Raw genomic sequence first — 15,287 nt, 5'->3', positions numbered from 1 at the left:
AACCGAAAAGAACAGCGGCCATTCCCAGAATTCCGGTGCCGGTCCCCACATCCAGCAATGTAAAAGTTCCCTGTCGCGTTTTCTCTATCCCCTCCCGCATCAACTCCAGGGCAATGGCCGTACTCTTATGATGTCCTGTACCAAAGGCCATACCGGGATCAATTTCAATCACCTGTTCACCGGCTGCCGGCCTGTAGTTTTCCCAGGTCGGGGCTATTAGCAGACCGGGAAGAATAGAAAAAGGTTTGAAATGTTCCTTCCAGTTTCTACCCCAGTCTTCTTCCTCAATCATTGTCCAGCCGATACGGGGAGAAGAAACACCAAACACATTTGCAAGCTCGGGTAGATAGCCGGAAATACGATCCAGAAGAATCTTCACCTCCTCCAGATCCGGGTCCGCTGTCTCCAGGTAGCCGGCCACTATACCATATCCTTTTTCACCCTCAGCCCCGCTTTCAACACCCATCCCTGGAAACCCCAAAAGGAAATCCTCTATAGATTCCACAAGCACCGGGTCTGTTTTAATGGTAAGCTTCAGCCATCTCTTTTTTGCTTTTATCATTGTTTTTCCAATGGTATTATTTATTTTTGATCACCCACAAAACTCAGCCTGATAAAACAGGCACATCCCCAATTCGGCCGAGTTTCATGGGTAATCAGATATTTATCTGATACAATTTGAACGGAGCAATTTTTTGAAATTTGACGCGGACATACTTGACAGAATGACAGCCTGCAGTGGTTGTGACCTGCTGTTGCCTGCCATCGATCCGGCCCCCGGCCATACGGTCCTCTGCCCGCGCTGCGGCACAACCATAAAAAAAAGATCCGCCCATTCTGTTCTCAAGGTACTGGCACTCAGCATCACCGGGCTGCTCCTCTATTTTCCATCCATTCTTCTCCCACTCATGACCTTTGAGAGTTTCGGTTTCCATGACAGTGCCAGTATAGTGGACTCCATTGTTATTTTTTTCCAGAACAACTATTTCATCGTCTCGTTCATGGTGCTGCTTTCCGCTCTTGTACTGCCTGCCATTCTTCTCATCCTTATTTTTACCGTCAGTTTTAACCTGTATCACGGGAAATACCCCTCTTTTCTTCCCCTGGCATTCAAAACCTATCTTAAACTTGAAGAATGGGCAATGGTTGAAGTCTATCTTCTCGGTGTCATGATAACCGTGATCAAAATGAAGGACAGTGCTGACATCCAGTACCATATCGGACTGTTCTGCTTCTCAGCCCTTGTCCTTGTCAGTATGGCAATCACCACCATGATCGACAGGGAAATATTCTGGCAGACCATCGAGCGGGGAGAAAAAAAACAGTTTTACTCCAGAACCGAAGAGCTCCCCCTGACTCTCTGCAGAGAACCCCAGGTCTCCGCCAGCCGCAACGGTCTGGCACTCTGCCATACCTGCCATAAACTGTCGCCCTCACAACTGGTTACATGTCCTCGTTGTGGAGACAGACTGCACAGTCGCAAAAGTCAATCTATTCCACGTACATGGGCACTCGTGCTGACTTCAGCTCTCTTTCTTGTTCCTGCCAATCTTCTGCCGATCATGCGTGTTGATCTTTTTGGTATTCCGGACCGCTCAACCATCCTTGACGGAATAATCTATTTTTTCCATGACGGTTCATGGTTTATCGGTCTGATTATTTTCACCGCCAGTATCCTGGTACCCGTCTTTAAAATCGTGGGCCTGTTGATTCTCCTGCTTTCAACACGTCCCTGTTCCCGGAGATTTCTAAGAAAAAAAACGAAAATGTTCCATTTTATCGCCTTTATAGGTCGCTGGTCCATGCTCGATATTTTTGTTATCGCCCTGTTATCAGCCCTGGTTGATTTCGGGTTTTTCAGCTCCGTTCAGGCCGCTCCGGCCGCGACCTATTTCTGCCTTGTTATCGCCGCGACCATGGGGGCGGCAATTACCTTTGACCCACGCATAATGTGGGATCGCTGTTTTTCATGCACAAAGAAAAAAGAGGACTGATCCTGCATTATCTTGCCGGAAACCACTAATCTGTTAACCAGGAAAATCAATGTCGGAACAACCTGTTATTCAAAAGCAACGTGGTATTTCAGCCGTCTGGATCCTGCCCGTTCTAGCACTCTGCCTCTGCGGATGGCTGCTTTATACAAGTTACCAGAACCGTGGTATAGAGATTGTTATCTCTTTCAATGATGCCACGGGAATCATCCCCGGAAAAACCAGGGTGATGGCAAAGGGTATTCCTATTGGTATGGTCAAAAAACTTGTGCCGGATCTCAGGAACCAACAGGTCAGGGCCATTGTCAAAATGGAAAAACCGGCCATCGACTACCTGGTGGAAGACACCCTCTTCTGGGTCGTTCGTCCTGAACTGTCCGCCTCCTCCATCCAGGGGCTGGATACCATCCTTTCCGGCAGTTACATTGGAATCCAGGTTGGTTCCTCAAAAAATCCCAGGCGTGAATTCAAAGGTCTTTCTTCCAGCCCCCCCGTCTCCCGCGATACTCCAGGCCTGCATATACGGCTCCGTGCTGAAAAGCTCGGTTCAATCCAGACGGGAACTGGAGTGTATTACAGGAACATAGAAATTGGCGATGTTGAAAAATATGAACTGGAAGGTGATAAAAATATCCTCATTGATCTTTTTATCAAGCCTGAATACAGCCATCTTGTCCGGACAAAAAGCCGATTCTGCAATGTCAGCGGTGTCCAGATCAGCGGTAAACTTCCCAGCCTGAAAATCCAGGTGGAATCCCTTGCCTCACTCCTGCGGGGCGGCATTCTGCTCCATACCCCGGAGCAGCTCAAAAAAAGCCCCGCCGCCGGAAACGGCCACATTTTCCAGCTCTATCCCGACTATGAATCGGCTAATTATGGTCTGCCCATGACCCTGAAACTTGCCTCCGGTGAAAACATCGTTGAAGGGGCAACAAAAGTTATGTACCGCGGACTGGAGGCCGGGTTTGTCAAGGAAATCCAGTTCAATAATGACGAACAGCGAAGCGTGACCGCCCATATCCTGCTCGACCCCAGAGCGGAACTGATTCTGCGGGAAAATACCGTTTTCTGGCTGGTGAAGCCAAAGATCAGTCCCGGTGGCATTGAAAATCTCCGCCTGCTTATTTCCGGCCCCCATATCACCTTCCAGCCTGGAGACGGTGCCTTTAAAAATGATTTTGAAATCCTGCCGGAACCACCGCCACAGAAACCGCTTCGGCCGGGTAAGAGTTTTCTCCTCACTTCAGAAGACCCGGTCACCCTGTCCGTGAATTCTCCAGTTTATTTTCGCAACATTGTGGTTGGTGAAATCATTGATGTTGACCTTGACCGGTCCGGCAGAACCGTGAAAACAACCATTTTCATTTATGAGCGTTATCTCCATCTCCTCAGTCAACAGTCCGTCTTCTGGAAACAGGAGGGTGTTGAACTTGCGGCGGATGTTTCCGGAATCAAGCTGAAAACAGGGCCTCTTACCCGACTGCTCTACGGGGGGATAAGCTTTACCACTCCGGACAAGCTGAAAAAGAAAAAAAACTTTGCTCCGGCTGAGGGCGAAAAATTTATCCTTTATTCCAGCCTGGAAGAGGCCCGGAAGCTTGTGCCGGCGCTGCGGTCGACAGGCAGACACTTCCAGATCATGGCTGACGATGCCCACTCCCTTTCTGTGGGTGCACCTATTCTTCATAAAAATATAAAAATCGGTCAGATAGAAAAATTCAGACTGACAAAAGACCGGCAAAAGGTTCTGATAGACTGCATTGTCACAGACCAGTACAGAAACCTGGTGAATGGATCGACCCGCTTTTATAATCTCAGCGGTATCGAGGTTACCGGAGGACTTGAAGGTATAACTGTTCAGACCGGTTCACTCCAGTCGATTTTCTCCGGTGGCCTGGGATGCATTTCCAAACCTGAAAACAGTGCGCCCAGACACCCCTATATTCTCTATAAAAACCTGGATGAAGCCCGTAAAAGTAATGATCTGGAATTAACAGTTCACCTTGAAGACAGTCTTGACCTGGATGAAGGATCCCCGGTTAAATATAAAAATATGACAATCGGCAGGGTCACAAAACTGTCAATGGCGGCCAATCTCAAAACAATTATCGCCCGGATCCAAGTGGAAAAAAAGTATTCTCCGCTGTTTCGCAGTGAAACCCTGTTCTGGGTGGAACAGATGAAGATTGATTTTTCCGGAGTCAGCAATGTTAAAAGCCTGGTTTTCGGTCCCTTCCTCACATTCCTGCCGGGAAAAGGTTCACCCCAGAAAACCTTTATGGCCCTGAACTCCCCCCCATATACTGAAATCGCCAACAGTAACGGTCTCGGTCTTGTTCTGGAGACACGTCACCTGGGATCACTGGATACAGGTTCTCCTGTATATTACAGACAGGTACAGGTGGGCCATGTTACCGGTGCAGAGCTGGACCCGTCCTTTCGCAAGGTGCTGGTATTCATAACCATCGACTCACGCTATATGGCCATAGTCCGGAAAAACACGAAATTCTGGAATGTCAGCGGAATAAAAGTCGAAGGTGGGCTGTTTTCAGGGCTTACCGTAGCCACAGAATCTTTCCAGTCAATCCTGAAGGGAGGTATTGCCCTGGCAACGCCGGAAGATGGCGAAAACGGTGGACCTGTGGAGCCCGGAGACCGTTTTATCCTGCATGATAACGTTGAAAAAGATTGGCTTGACTGGAACCCGGATATTGTCCTGATGACGGAACAAAAGGAATAACTCTTTAAACCCAGACCATCCGGAGATGCTCCAGGCGACTGCAATATCAGCCAGAAACCACCTTAAAAAATTGCCTTTTGGTCCAGTCTTCACGTCATAGGAAAATGAAATCTGATTACGTATAAAACTCAGCCTGATAAAGCTGGCACATCCACAATTCAGCTGAGTTTCCTGGGTAATCAAAATTTTATTTGTCCCCTTACCTTGACTCCGTAGTATACTACAGGGATTATACTGTAGATATAAAAAGAAATTCTGGCTGATTTTCATGAGTAATCAGGAAACAATATGGAGCCACAATGAAAGTGTTTACCATCGGAAAAATTGCAAAACAGGCTGGTCTTGGAGTGGAAACCATCCGATTCTATGAGCGGGTGGGATTGCTGGAAGAACCGCCAAGAACCAAAGCCGGGTACAGACAATACCCGCCGGAAACAGTTGATAAATTACGGTTTATTCAAAAATCCAAACGGTTGGGTTTTTCTCTACAGGAAATAGGTGAGCTGTTTTCCCTGCGTTTAAACCAGAATGCCACATGCGGCGATGTAAAAACAAAAGCAGAGGAAAAAATCAGGAGTATTGAAAAAAAAATATACGATTTAACCAGGATGAAAGAGGCCCTGACTCAACTGACTCTTCAGTGCAACGGTATTGGTCCCGTTCACGAGTGCCCCATCCTTGCAGCCCTTGAACCAGCAGGAGAAGATCCATGAAACCTGTTATTTTGTTTTCGAAAACACTTCCCGGTATCGGTATGGCATTGGTACCGAGACTGCTCTGACCATCCTGCTGGCCCGCGTATGCGGGACTTGCCAGTTCGGTCGGATTGGGATTTTTCATGAATGATACATTCATGTTGTGGTTAACCATTGCCGCCTTGATTGTATCAATCTGGTTTCTGGCTTTCAGAGCTGAACAGCGCAGAGGATATAACCCCTTCTGGACCGGCTTCACAGGATCACTGCTTATTTTAGCTGGTAAATTTATTGTTGATATACCAATTCTTTTTTATTGCGGGCTCGCTTTGCTGATAGCGGCCTCGTTATGGAACAGCTGGCCCGGAAAAAAACCGGCGGCAACTGTTTAAAACCCTTATGCAAAATGGTGGAAAAAATGGCAATACGAAAAATCGAAATATTCAGTGCAGGCTGCCCCCTGTGCAAAGAAACAGAAGAACTTGTCAATTCACTTACCTGCCCGTCCTGTGATGTCAATGTCATTGACATGCATGATCCATCAGGAGTCAATCGGGCAAAAGAACTGGGTGTTTGTTCTGTTCCTGCTGTCGCAATTGATGGAAAACTTGCTGACTGCTGTACCGGTCATGGCCCTGAAAAGGCAGGGTTGCTGGCTGCAGGTATTGGACAACCTGTTAGTTAGTATCTGACAGGAAACGGGTATTTTTGTTCAAAAGTCAAGGACTGCGAAAAAATAACAGCAGATATCTAATTGATATTGCATTCATTATTTCTTGAACACAACGCACAGTCTGGCGAAAGTCCCATTTATGAACAAGCGCTGGTTAAACACGATATAACATACATTTATGTCACCCAGAATAAAAATCGATATCCTTGTTGCTTCTGGTTGCTCATCAAGGCAACAGACCGAAAAACTGGTTGCGGACCTTCTGGCTGAAATAGAAATTGACGCTGATATCGAAACAAAAGTCATTGAAAATGCAGACCAGGCCGTAACCGCCGCATTTCTAGGTTCTCCATCCGTACGGGTAAATGGCCTTGATGTGGAAACAGAGGCAAGAAACCGTCGGGATTACGGCATGGGCTGACGGGTATACTGCAATGAAGCAGGTGGCTTCACAAAAACTGTACCCACAGAATACATCGTTCGTGAACTTTCCGGCCTACACACTGCCGAGTAATATTTTCAGCCCGATACCTATCAGCACAAGTCCTCCGAAAATCCCAATTCGATCTCCCCACAGGGCACCTGTTCTGCCGCCGAGAAGCATGCCGATCACTGTCAGTGTCGCAGTAATAAAGCCTATGATAATGGCCGGGGTCCAGATGGAAACACCCAGAAGCGACAGGGAAAAGCCAACAGCCAGAGCGTCAATCGAGGTGGCAACTGACAGCATGACCATGGTCATACCCCGTGTTGGATCCTGTCTTTTTTCCTGCCTGCCATTTACTGTTATCGCCTCATGGATCATTTTACCCCCTGTAAAACAAAGCAGGATAAATGCGATCCAGGGGGCAAAAACAGTTACAAACTGCCTGAGACTGATGCCGGCCAGCCAGCCGATAACCGGCATCGCTCCCTGAAAAAGGCCAAAATGGAACCCCAGTCGGAAAAGCTGCCTTCGGGTAATCGGATTGAGCATTACACCGGCACCCAGAGCCACCGCAAAAGCGTCCATGGCGAGACCTACGGCAATAAAGATCAGGGTTAAGATGTCCATTTGAGATGCACCTGGTGGTGAAGTTCATGCAAGTTGTGCAACTTCCCTGTATCTGAAACAATCTACCAAATGGTCATTAACCATCCCCATTGCCTGGATATGAGCATAACAGATAGTGGCACCGACAAATTTAAAACCACGCTGTTTCAACTCGCGGCAGATACTTTCCGCAAGTGGAGTTGTGACCGGGACCTCACGAATTGATTTCCAGCTGTTCTGAACAGGGGAACCATCAACAAATTTCCAGAAAAAGGCATCGAGGGTTTCTCCCTTCTCAATCATGGCCAGATAGCAGCGGGCATTGTTGATAAACGCACTAATTTTCAACTTGTTCCTTACAATACCTTTATCCAGCAAAAGATCCTTAATTTTATTTTCATCATAGCCGGCCATTTTTTCGGCATTAAAATAATCAAATGCCTTTTGATAGCTACTCCTTTTTCTCAGTATCGTCAACCAGCTCAGCCCCGCCTGAGCTCCTTCCAGGCAGAGGAATTCAAACAGTTTTCTTTCATCATGAAGGGGAACTCCCCACTCTTTGTCATGGTAATCACGATAAAGCGGATCCTCTCCACACCATTCGCATCTGTTTTTCAGCATTATATGTCTCCCTGCAGATTCTCAAGAATCTGACCGAGTACGGCCCGTACCGTTTCTTTATTTGGATTTGTTTTTGCCAGAACCTGGAGCCCCCAGATATTGACCATAAGAAATTTGACCAGCACATCCGGGTTTTTATTTCCCGGAAGTTCACCTCTGTTCAGGGCTGAAACAAGGGCGCCATGAATGCGGGTTTCAATGGCCCTGAGATAACGGTTCACCTCCCCGGTTACTGTATTATTTTCCGGTGGATGTTCAAGGATAGTGTTGACCAGAAAACAACCGTGCTGTCTTTCACCTTTTTCAATTGAACTTGCTATCATTTCAATAAACAATCGAATACCAGCCAGCGGTGTACCGGCCTTTTTCAAACAGGCATCAAGCTGTTGAATACTCCGCCTGCCGTAATATTCCAGTGCTTCAAGAAAAAGACCTTCCTTGGAGCGAAACGCAGCATAAATACTGCCCGGTTTGAGCCTGGTAGCCTCCACAAGACAGCTCATGGAGCATTTGCAGTAGCCTTTCTGCCAGAAAAGCTCCATTGCCCTCTGCAGCACTTCTTTCCTGTCAAATTCAGCTGTTCTTGCCATATCATTACCTTTACGTATTGTACTTTATTGAATAATTATTCAAAATAAATTTGAATAAACATTCAAGAATGACTATACTTGAACAAACATTCAAATATAGGAGGATTGTAGCATGGATGGATTAAAAGCACAAATCGCAAAATTTAATGAGGAAAAAGCCAAAGCAATACCACAGGACATCCTGGAAACAATGGCACGTGCCTTGCGGGATCTGAAGGAAAGCGGAGTGGGCAGGAAGAGCCTGAAAACAGGAGACCGGGCACCTGAATTTACATTACCAGACCAAAATGGCATGGAAAAAAACTTCACCTATTCTCCGGGCAAATCCCCACTTGTGCTCAATTTTTATCGCGGTGGCTGGTGACCATACTGCAACCTGGAGCTGTACGCTCTTCAGAAATCTCTTCCTGAAATTTATAAAACAGGAGCAAAACTGGTGGCCATCTCTCCTGAAATGGTGGATTTTTCTCTTTCCACAAGAAAAAAAAACGAGCTGACTTTTGATGTCCTCTCCGACCGGGGGAACAAGGTGGCTGAACAGTTTGGCCTTGTCCTGGAGCTCCCTGAAATACTTCGCCCCATCTATATGAAAATGGGAATCAATATTCCAAAACACAATGGTGATGATCAATTCAGGATCCCGATTCCGGCGACCTATATCATCAGCCCCGAGGGCGAAATAATCTACCATTTTATCGACATTAATCATACACAAAGACCGGAACCGACAGATATTGTGGAAATACTGAAAAAACTTTATTGCTGACGACAAAACCCTGCCAGACATTTTCCCTGTGAAAAGATGGCAGTACGGCTTGATCCTACGGCCATACAGACCCGCTAAAATCAAAGGAGAACCAATATGGAAAGTGATAAAATTTTTTCCACGTTTACAATAAAAAATTTCACCTTGAAAAACCGGATAGGAGTTGCCCCTATGACTAGAATGTCTGCTTCTCCAGACGGTATTCCAAGGCAGGATGTTTTTGATTTTCTGGTACGAAGGGCAGAAAACGGAGCAGCCATTGTCTATACGGAAGCCATTCTCACCGATTACGAAAGCGCACAGGGGTACCCCGGACAGGCCAGGATTGTGACCCAGAAACAGATTGATGCCTGGAAACCAGTTGTCCGGAAAATTCAACAGGAAGGATCAATCGCAATCCTGCAGATGTTTCATTGCGGACGTATGTCATGGCCAGAAGTAAATCCGGCCGCTCGCACTGTTGCCCCAAGTGCAATTGCTCCCGCTCAGGATAATCCACTGACCGAATCTCCCTATCCTATACCGGAAATGATGAGCAGATTTGATATCAGTCATGTTATTACAGGTTTTGTGGAAACGGCCAGAGGAGCAATTGAAGCGGGATTTGACGGTGTGGAAATCCACGGTGCCCACGGCTACCTGATCAGCCAGTTCCTGTCATGGTATTCCAACGGAAGAGATGATGAATATGGAGGATCAACGGAGAACCGTTTTCGTTTTTTCCACGAAATCATTCAGGCTGTCAGAAAAGTTGTGCCGGACAACCGATTGCTCACAGCCAGAGTTTCCAACTGGGGAATTGCGGACATGGATGTTTCTCTCTTTGACTCAAAGGAAGATTACCAGAAAACCATTAGCCTGCTTTCCCGGGAACCTGTTGACGCCATCTCCGTTTCCACGTATGAATATAGTCAACCGGCCTTCAAAACTGACAGAAACATGGCTCAGCTGACAAGGGAAATAACCGATCTGCCCTTGCTGATCTGTGGCGGTATCCATGACAGGGCAAGTGCCGAAAATAGTCTCGGCGATGCTGATATAATTCTCGTGGGAAAATCACTTCTTTTAAACCCCGACTGGATTGACGATGTGCGTGCAGGAAAAGATTTGAAGAGATACAACTCGGAAGAGGCAGCTGTTGCCTATACTCCCGACCCCCTGCCATAGTCTTGTCTAAAGGATAAAGGTAACTACTCACAGGGGTAGCAAATATGTGATTTTATTACCTCTGAACTGTAATTGCTCACAGGTGCAGCAGATTTTTGCAGGCTCTTTTGTTCGCTATAGCCTACTATGCGGACAGAAGAGACCGTGAAAAGCTGGGGTACCTGTGAGTAATTACGGATAAAGATATTCTTGATTACCCATGAAACTCAGCCAAATTGTGGATGTGCCTGTTTTATCAGGCTAGCCTACAGTCAAAAATCACTGGAAATCTCAATTGATAAGGAATTCAAATGAAAAAGTGTCAGTCCAGATCATTTTATAATCAGTCTAATGTGATTTTTGAAATACGCCTGATAAAACAGGCCCAATCCCCAGACTCACAAATAACAGGCATATCCCCAATCCGACTGAGTTTCAAGGGTAATCATAGAAAATAACGTAAAACGAATTTCTTCTTCAAGGATGGGAATATGGAAAATTCACTCAAATCAATTCTCTGGAATCTCCTGCTGCTGGCAACGGGCTCCCTGCTTTTTGCAACTGGTGCCAATGCCATTCTTGTGCATCATAAATTCATCATAGGTGGTCTTTATGGCACATCACTGCTGATATTTTATAAAACAGCTCTGCTCTCGCCCGGTATCTGGTTTTTCCTGTTGAACATCCCCCTTCTTGTTATCGGCTGGATTTTCATGAGCAGGCGTTTCTTTTTTTACAGTCTCTTCGGTATCGTCTGCCTTACTCTTTTCTCTCAGTTTCTCGTCCTGGATTTTTCAATACACAATCAGCTCTATGCGGCTGTCGCAGGTGGAGTGATCTGTGGTGCAGGAACGGGCATCATCCTCCGATCACGCGGATCAGGTGGAGGGCTTGACATTGTAGCAATTATCCTCAATCAGAAATACAATTTCGGAGTAGGCAAATTTTATATGATCTACAATACGCTGCTTTTTTCCTTCGTACTTACCCAGTACGAACCGGATCTGGTCATTGCCTCCATGATTGTCACCTTTATTCTCTCAATCGCTCTGGAACAGGTTCTGGCCCTCTTTAATCAGCGTAAAATTGTCTATATTATCAGTGAATCACAAAATCCTGTAGCCAAAATGATAACAGAAGAACTTCATCAGGGGGCGACTCTCATCAATGCCAAAGGTGCTTTTTCCGGAAATGACAAGCAACTGGTGATGACTATCACCAATAACCTGCAGTTAAAGAGACTTGAGGAAAAAGTCTTCAATATTGACCCCAATGCTCTTTTTATTGTGGAAAACAGTTTCAATGTTATTGGCTCAAGTTTCGGCAAAAGAAAAATATACTGACAAGTCCCATTCTGACCTTAGCCGAGGTTGAAATGGGACTCATCGTTTAAATTAACGACATTTTCCTCTGACAATATAATTGTTCAGAGCAACATATGCTCTTTTTTCATCTCTTTGTAAACAAGAGTGGATATCTGGCGGATCACCTTGCCCCTTGAATCCATCCAGCGACCATAGTTGGCAGGTCTTGAACGTCTTTCAATAATGCCGACTATTGCATAAGGATACCGGCCGCCATTTTTGGTTTTTGGTACAAGAATACCCATATCACCACAAAGATGAGCTGTGGATCCGGTTTTATTATAGACGAGAGTTCCCTGAGGAATGGGTGTTCCATGATACAATCGATCACGTCCCGGCAAAGCCATTAACCGTCTTATTTCTTTTCCATAGGGAAGTTCCTTATTCCAGAGTGCCCGCAAAAACCTGACATAATCGGATGGGAGGGCTTTATTTTTATAGGTTCTCCCGTTTGTCGGAATATATTCGGTGATCTCGGTCCTTTTGAAAATATGCCCATAGTATTTTTTCAAAATCCGTTCACATGCCGCCGGACCACCAACCTGACGAATAATCCAGTTCGTTGCGGCATTATTGCTCCTCTGGATCATCGCCTCCATTTTCCTTCTGCTCCTGGGACCATAAATAAACTTTCCATTCCTGGCCTGATGAAAAAAAGCCAGGGCCACAAAAGGCTTAATCATGCTTGCGGCCTGAAAGGCATGATCCGCATTGATATCAACAATGGGCTTGTCACTGGCAAGATCGTACACCATCCAGCCTGTAGCCTCATCGCCGGCTATTTTCCCCTTCTTCCGCAGACTGCTAATATAGGACTCAATGGTTTTTTCAAACGCATTGCTTGAAGCAAGAACAACCGGGGATTTTCCGGCTTTCACCGAAGGTGCTTTTTTCCTGGAAGCGGTTTTAATCCTCTTTTTGCCTGGCGCGGTAATTCCTGTCCCGGGATCAACCTTTTTTTTTCCAACAATAACGCTTGGATCCCCCTTATCATTTATCAGACTGGATTCACCGTAAACAACCGTGTTATTGTTTTCCACAGTAACGGAGACCCTGATCCGTTTTTTTCTAAGAAGTTTTCCATGATGTTTAGCTATTCTGGTGGTCGAATACTTATCTCCCCTCCTTCTGTATATCAGGGTATAATTTCCGTAGTCCGTTCTTTCGATAAACAGATCTTTTCGAACTTCTTTGCCCAGGCAGGAATACAGTTTCTTATACTTTTTAATAAGGATATTCAAATTGGGCCCAAGTCCGTAACTGACATTATAAAGGCTGTGAAAACCCTGGTCTTTCGTTGCCCATGCCTCATCAAAACCGGCCTTTCTAAGAAGCTCCCCATGTTCAACCAGCGTTTTTGTGACTGATCTTGCGCTGTCATTGGCATCGTAAATAATGGCATATTTGTCACCCTTACCAACAATTTTCAGTTTTTTTCTTACCTTGGGACCGAAAATTGTTTCCAGCTCTTCTTTATAGTCAAGAACCCTGTCAAGATCTTTTGACAGGATATAAATAATGTCGAACCTCTCCCTTTTGCCGGCCTCAAGTTCTGCCGGCACAAAAAAAGAGGAAAAAAAGAACTGCAGCACACAGAATAAAAGAACTTTTTCGTACAACTTCATCGTATTTAAATGCATAAGCTTTGCTCACAGACATTACAGACCCTTTTGTTCGATGACGTCTGCATGGCGGGCCGAAAAACCGTAAAAACAGATTGTCTTTGAGTAATTACCGTATATTTACCTTATCAGTATATCTATATGCTAATTATCTGCAACCATAGAAACAATTTATTCCTGAATCCTGAAAAATGTTTTGGCCTGAATCCTGCGATTGTCAACCCTGCAGAGCAAAGAAAATGGAACGTCGTACAGTCACTCAAAAAGTAAATGTCTGACTTCACTTATTATACCGTAATAATTTGAAATATAACCATAATTTTTTTTCATTTTCCGGGGCACAGGGTTCAGGTTCGACTTTCACCAGTCCTTGCAGCCGGAATTCTGTACCAGATAAATATACTCCGACAAATTACCGCATATTCGCCCGGGTTAAAATAAAAACCTTAACTCATGTCTATCCACAAATAAGCAATTTCGTTCAAAACCAAGGGCTGCAAAAAAATAAGCGCAGGCATCTAATTAATATCGGAGTCTACGCTTACCTCCGAGGATAAAATTTCCGAGCAACGCAGATATCAGGCAAAAAGACCAACTACGGACAGGCATTAGACGGCATTACGCCAGGTATATTCCGGAAAGAGGAGAAATGAAGAAATACGGTTGCATCAATAAAGCATGCGTTCTATAGTAACCTAAGAGCTTGAATCCCTGATGTAATTCCTGAACACAAGCAGAAACATCTGCTCTTTCAAGCGACGATGATTTCCAGTATGTTGATTGATAAACACGCTGAAGGAACTTCTTCATGACATTTTTCGACAATTTTTCTTCACACCAGCTCATTGCAGCGCACCGGGGATTCCGTGCCTGTTTTCCAGAAAACACTCTATCAGCCTTTCTCGGCTCCCTCAGCAGATGCCATTTCATTGAACTTGACATACAGCTCAGCAAGGATAATGTCCCCGTAGTTATTCATGATGCCACCCTGAACCGCACGAGTGACTGCCAACAGAAAAAAAATAAACTTGATCTTGATTCCACACGGGTCAGTGACTGGACAGTTCCTCAGCTGAAAACACTTGACATGGGATCCTGGTTTCTGAAAAGCGATCCATTCAACACCCTGGCAGAAAAAACTGCTTCTGTTGAACATATTTCCTCTCTTCTGCCTCAGCGAATCATGACTCTTGAAGAAGTCCTCCACCACCCCAGGTTGAAAAAATTTCCTGTCAACGTGGAAATAAAAGATCATTCAGGAACCCCTCAGGACAAGCTGGTCACAGCCAGAGTTCTTGAAGTTATCAAGATGACACAGTCGGAAAACAGAGTCCTGATCTCCTCATTTAACCACGATTATCTCCTCATGTGCCATATCATCTTTCCCGAAGTCTCCCTGGGCGTACTGCAGAATGGAAGCCATCCTCCGGATCTAGTGGAATATCTTAAGACAATAGGCGCCGCAGCTTACCATCCATCGGACAGTATCACCGACAGGACGCTTATCAGAACGTTACGATCCTCTGGTTTTGGTGTAAATGTCTATACGGTAAACGAAAAAAAACGATGGGAATTTCTCTTTGATGCCGGCGCAACTGCTATTATTACTGACTTCCCCGAACTTCAGAATCCGTAACAGGAACCTTCCCTGTTTTTTTGAGAACCTTGACAATTATAAAACGGAACTGGTAGACTTCTAACTTTTTTAATTCCACCTGCATCCTGCACCTCAGGAATTAAAAAACATATCTGGTGTTATTTCATAACATTATTCAACTTCAACAACTACTGAGAGGGCAACAACTCTATGATTTAACAGCCTCTGAACTTGCCAATTGCAGGATTTAGGTTTCACATTTATTGCGTGTCGTTCCTGAAAAGACAATCTGGGTAACGGAATTTTTCTCCCTGTCCCGTCACCGTAAAAAGACACGATCAACAGATATTTAGAAGAACGGTCCCTGAAGGAGAACCAATGGAAAATGTAAAGGATTTTGATCCCGAAATATATTCACTCATCAAGCAGGAAGAGCGGCGCCAGACCGA

Annotated in this window: 15 protein-coding genes and 1 pseudogene; 11 read left to right on the top strand and 5 right to left on the bottom strand. The window is 45.3% G+C overall.

Annotated elements, in window-relative coordinates:
• A partial coding sequence (locus tag ACXLDX_RS01510; RefSeq protein ID WP_457575420.1) for a 50S ribosomal protein L11 methyltransferase occupies window positions 1-562 on the bottom strand: 562 nt, incomplete at its 3' end.
• 133 nt (window positions 563-695) lie between these two features.
• Between ACXLDX_RS01510 and ACXLDX_RS01505 the strand changes: the two genes are divergently transcribed.
• The 6 genes and pseudogenes from ACXLDX_RS01505 (at window position 696) to ACXLDX_RS01480 (ending at window position 6,520) form a co-directional block, all read left to right on the top strand.
• On the top strand, window positions 696-1,994 hold the full coding sequence (locus ACXLDX_RS01505) for a paraquat-inducible protein A (protein ID WP_457575419.1): 1,299 nt from the start codon (window positions 696-698) through the stop codon (window positions 1,992-1,994).
• Window positions 1,995-2,043: 49 nt separating this feature from the next.
• Complete coding sequence (locus ACXLDX_RS01500) at window positions 2,044-4,731, top strand: MlaD family protein (RefSeq protein WP_457575418.1); 2,688 nt, start codon at window positions 2,044-2,046, stop codon at window positions 4,729-4,731.
• A gap of 299 nt (window positions 4,732-5,030) precedes the next feature.
• Window positions 5,031-5,444 (top strand): MerR family transcriptional regulator, encoded by a 414-nt coding sequence (locus ACXLDX_RS01495; protein WP_457575417.1) that lies wholly within the window; start codon window positions 5,031-5,033, stop codon window positions 5,442-5,444.
• Window positions 5,445-5,533: 89 nt separating this feature from the next.
• Window positions 5,534-5,818 (top strand): annotated as a pseudogene (locus ACXLDX_RS01490) (MerC family mercury resistance protein); the annotation flags it as partial.
• Between the two features lie 26 nt (window positions 5,819-5,844).
• Window positions 5,845-6,111 (top strand): thioredoxin family protein, encoded by a 267-nt coding sequence (locus tag ACXLDX_RS01485; RefSeq protein WP_457575416.1) that lies wholly within the window; start codon window positions 5,845-5,847, stop codon window positions 6,109-6,111.
• A 166-nt stretch (window positions 6,112-6,277) separates the two neighbouring features.
• Entirely contained in the window at window positions 6,278-6,520 is a 243-nt protein-coding gene (locus tag ACXLDX_RS01480) for a DF family (seleno)protein (protein WP_457575415.1), read from the top strand.
• A 75-nt stretch (window positions 6,521-6,595) separates the two neighbouring features.
• Here ACXLDX_RS01480 and ACXLDX_RS01475 read toward each other — a convergent pair whose 3' ends face one another.
• Genes ACXLDX_RS01475 through ACXLDX_RS01465 form a run of 3 tightly spaced genes read right to left on the bottom strand, consistent with a single transcriptional unit; the run spans window position 6,596 to window position 8,343 of the window.
• Window positions 6,596-7,153: a manganese efflux pump MntP gene (locus ACXLDX_RS01475; RefSeq protein WP_457575414.1), complete on the bottom strand. Its 558-nt coding sequence runs from the start codon at window positions 7,151-7,153 to the stop codon at window positions 6,596-6,598.
• 24 nt (window positions 7,154-7,177) lie between these two features.
• Window positions 7,178-7,753: a DNA-3-methyladenine glycosylase I gene (locus ACXLDX_RS01470; RefSeq protein ID WP_457575413.1), complete on the bottom strand. Its 576-nt coding sequence runs from the start codon at window positions 7,751-7,753 to the stop codon at window positions 7,178-7,180.
• Window positions 7,753-8,343 carry a TetR/AcrR family transcriptional regulator gene (locus ACXLDX_RS01465; RefSeq protein WP_457575412.1) on the bottom strand — a complete coding sequence of 197 codons (591 nt, stop codon included), beginning with the start codon at window positions 8,341-8,343 and terminating at the stop codon, window positions 7,753-7,755. The genes ACXLDX_RS01470 and ACXLDX_RS01465 overlap by 1 nt, the downstream gene beginning before the upstream one ends.
• A 112-nt stretch (window positions 8,344-8,455) precedes the next feature.
• On the opposite strand from ACXLDX_RS01465, the gene ACXLDX_RS01460 reads away from it, so the two are divergent.
• The 4 genes from ACXLDX_RS01460 to ACXLDX_RS01445 all read left to right on the top strand — a co-directional run bounded on the left by ACXLDX_RS01460 (window position 8,456) and on the right by ACXLDX_RS01445 (window position 11,598).
• Window positions 8,456-8,707, top strand: a complete 252-nt coding sequence (locus ACXLDX_RS01460; protein ID WP_457575411.1) for a thioredoxin domain-containing protein — start codon at window positions 8,456-8,458, stop codon at window positions 8,705-8,707.
• 12 nt (window positions 8,708-8,719) lie between these two features.
• Complete coding sequence (locus ACXLDX_RS01455) at window positions 8,720-9,109, top strand: redoxin domain-containing protein (protein WP_457575421.1); 390 nt, start codon at window positions 8,720-8,722, stop codon at window positions 9,107-9,109.
• Between the two features lie 96 nt (window positions 9,110-9,205).
• Window positions 9,206-10,276, top strand: coding sequence for an oxidoreductase (locus tag ACXLDX_RS01450; RefSeq protein ID WP_457575410.1), 1,071 nt, complete (start codon window positions 9,206-9,208; stop codon window positions 10,274-10,276).
• Between the two features lie 470 nt (window positions 10,277-10,746).
• Entirely contained in the window at window positions 10,747-11,598 is an 852-nt protein-coding gene (locus tag ACXLDX_RS01445; RefSeq protein WP_457575409.1) for a YitT family protein, read from the top strand.
• A gap of 83 nt (window positions 11,599-11,681) precedes the next feature.
• On the opposite strand, the gene ACXLDX_RS01440 is transcribed toward ACXLDX_RS01445, so the two are convergent.
• Window positions 11,682-13,259: a serine hydrolase gene (locus tag ACXLDX_RS01440; protein WP_457575408.1), complete on the bottom strand. Its 1,578-nt coding sequence runs from the start codon at window positions 13,257-13,259 to the stop codon at window positions 11,682-11,684.
• A gap of 790 nt (window positions 13,260-14,049) precedes the next feature.
• On the opposite strand from ACXLDX_RS01440, the gene ACXLDX_RS01435 reads away from it, so the two are divergent.
• A complete protein-coding gene (locus tag ACXLDX_RS01435) occupies window positions 14,050-14,877 on the top strand; it encodes a glycerophosphodiester phosphodiesterase (RefSeq protein WP_457575407.1) in 828 nt (275 codons plus the stop codon).
• Window positions 14,878-15,287: the final 410 nt, after the last annotated feature.

Source organism: Desulfomarina sp., assembly GCF_054039375.1.
This window is presented reverse-complemented; position numbering and strand designations above follow the sequence as displayed.

Excerpts from the sequence above, each read along its gene's own strand:
- ACXLDX_RS01465 (WP_457575412.1), bottom strand. The coding sequence starts at position 8,343 with ATGGCAAGAACAGCTGAATTTGACAGGAAAGAAGTGCTGCAGAGGGCA.
- ACXLDX_RS01480 (WP_457575415.1), top strand. The coding sequence starts at position 6,278 with ATGTCACCCAGAATAAAAATCGATATCCTTGTTGCTTCTGGTTGCTCA.
- ACXLDX_RS01440 (WP_457575408.1), bottom strand. The coding sequence starts at position 13,259 with ATGCATTTAAATACGATGAAGTTGTACGAAAAAGTTCTTTTATTCTGT.
- ACXLDX_RS01450 (WP_457575410.1), top strand. The coding sequence starts at position 9,206 with ATGGAAAGTGATAAAATTTTTTCCACGTTTACAATAAAAAATTTCACC.
- ACXLDX_RS01435 (WP_457575407.1), top strand. The coding sequence starts at position 14,050 with ATGACATTTTTCGACAATTTTTCTTCACACCAGCTCATTGCAGCGCAC.
- ACXLDX_RS01495 (WP_457575417.1), top strand. The coding sequence starts at position 5,031 with ATGAAAGTGTTTACCATCGGAAAAATTGCAAAACAGGCTGGTCTTGGA.
- ACXLDX_RS01460 (WP_457575411.1), top strand. The coding sequence starts at position 8,456 with ATGGATGGATTAAAAGCACAAATCGCAAAATTTAATGAGGAAAAAGCC.
- ACXLDX_RS01500 (WP_457575418.1), top strand. The coding sequence starts at position 2,044 with ATGTCGGAACAACCTGTTATTCAAAAGCAACGTGGTATTTCAGCCGTC.
- ACXLDX_RS01445 (WP_457575409.1), top strand. The coding sequence starts at position 10,747 with ATGGAAAATTCACTCAAATCAATTCTCTGGAATCTCCTGCTGCTGGCA.
- ACXLDX_RS01475 (WP_457575414.1), bottom strand. The coding sequence starts at position 7,153 with ATGGACATCTTAACCCTGATCTTTATTGCCGTAGGTCTCGCCATGGAC.
- ACXLDX_RS01470 (WP_457575413.1), bottom strand. The coding sequence starts at position 7,753 with ATGCTGAAAAACAGATGCGAATGGTGTGGAGAGGATCCGCTTTATCGT.
- ACXLDX_RS01485 (WP_457575416.1), top strand. The coding sequence starts at position 5,845 with ATGGCAATACGAAAAATCGAAATATTCAGTGCAGGCTGCCCCCTGTGC.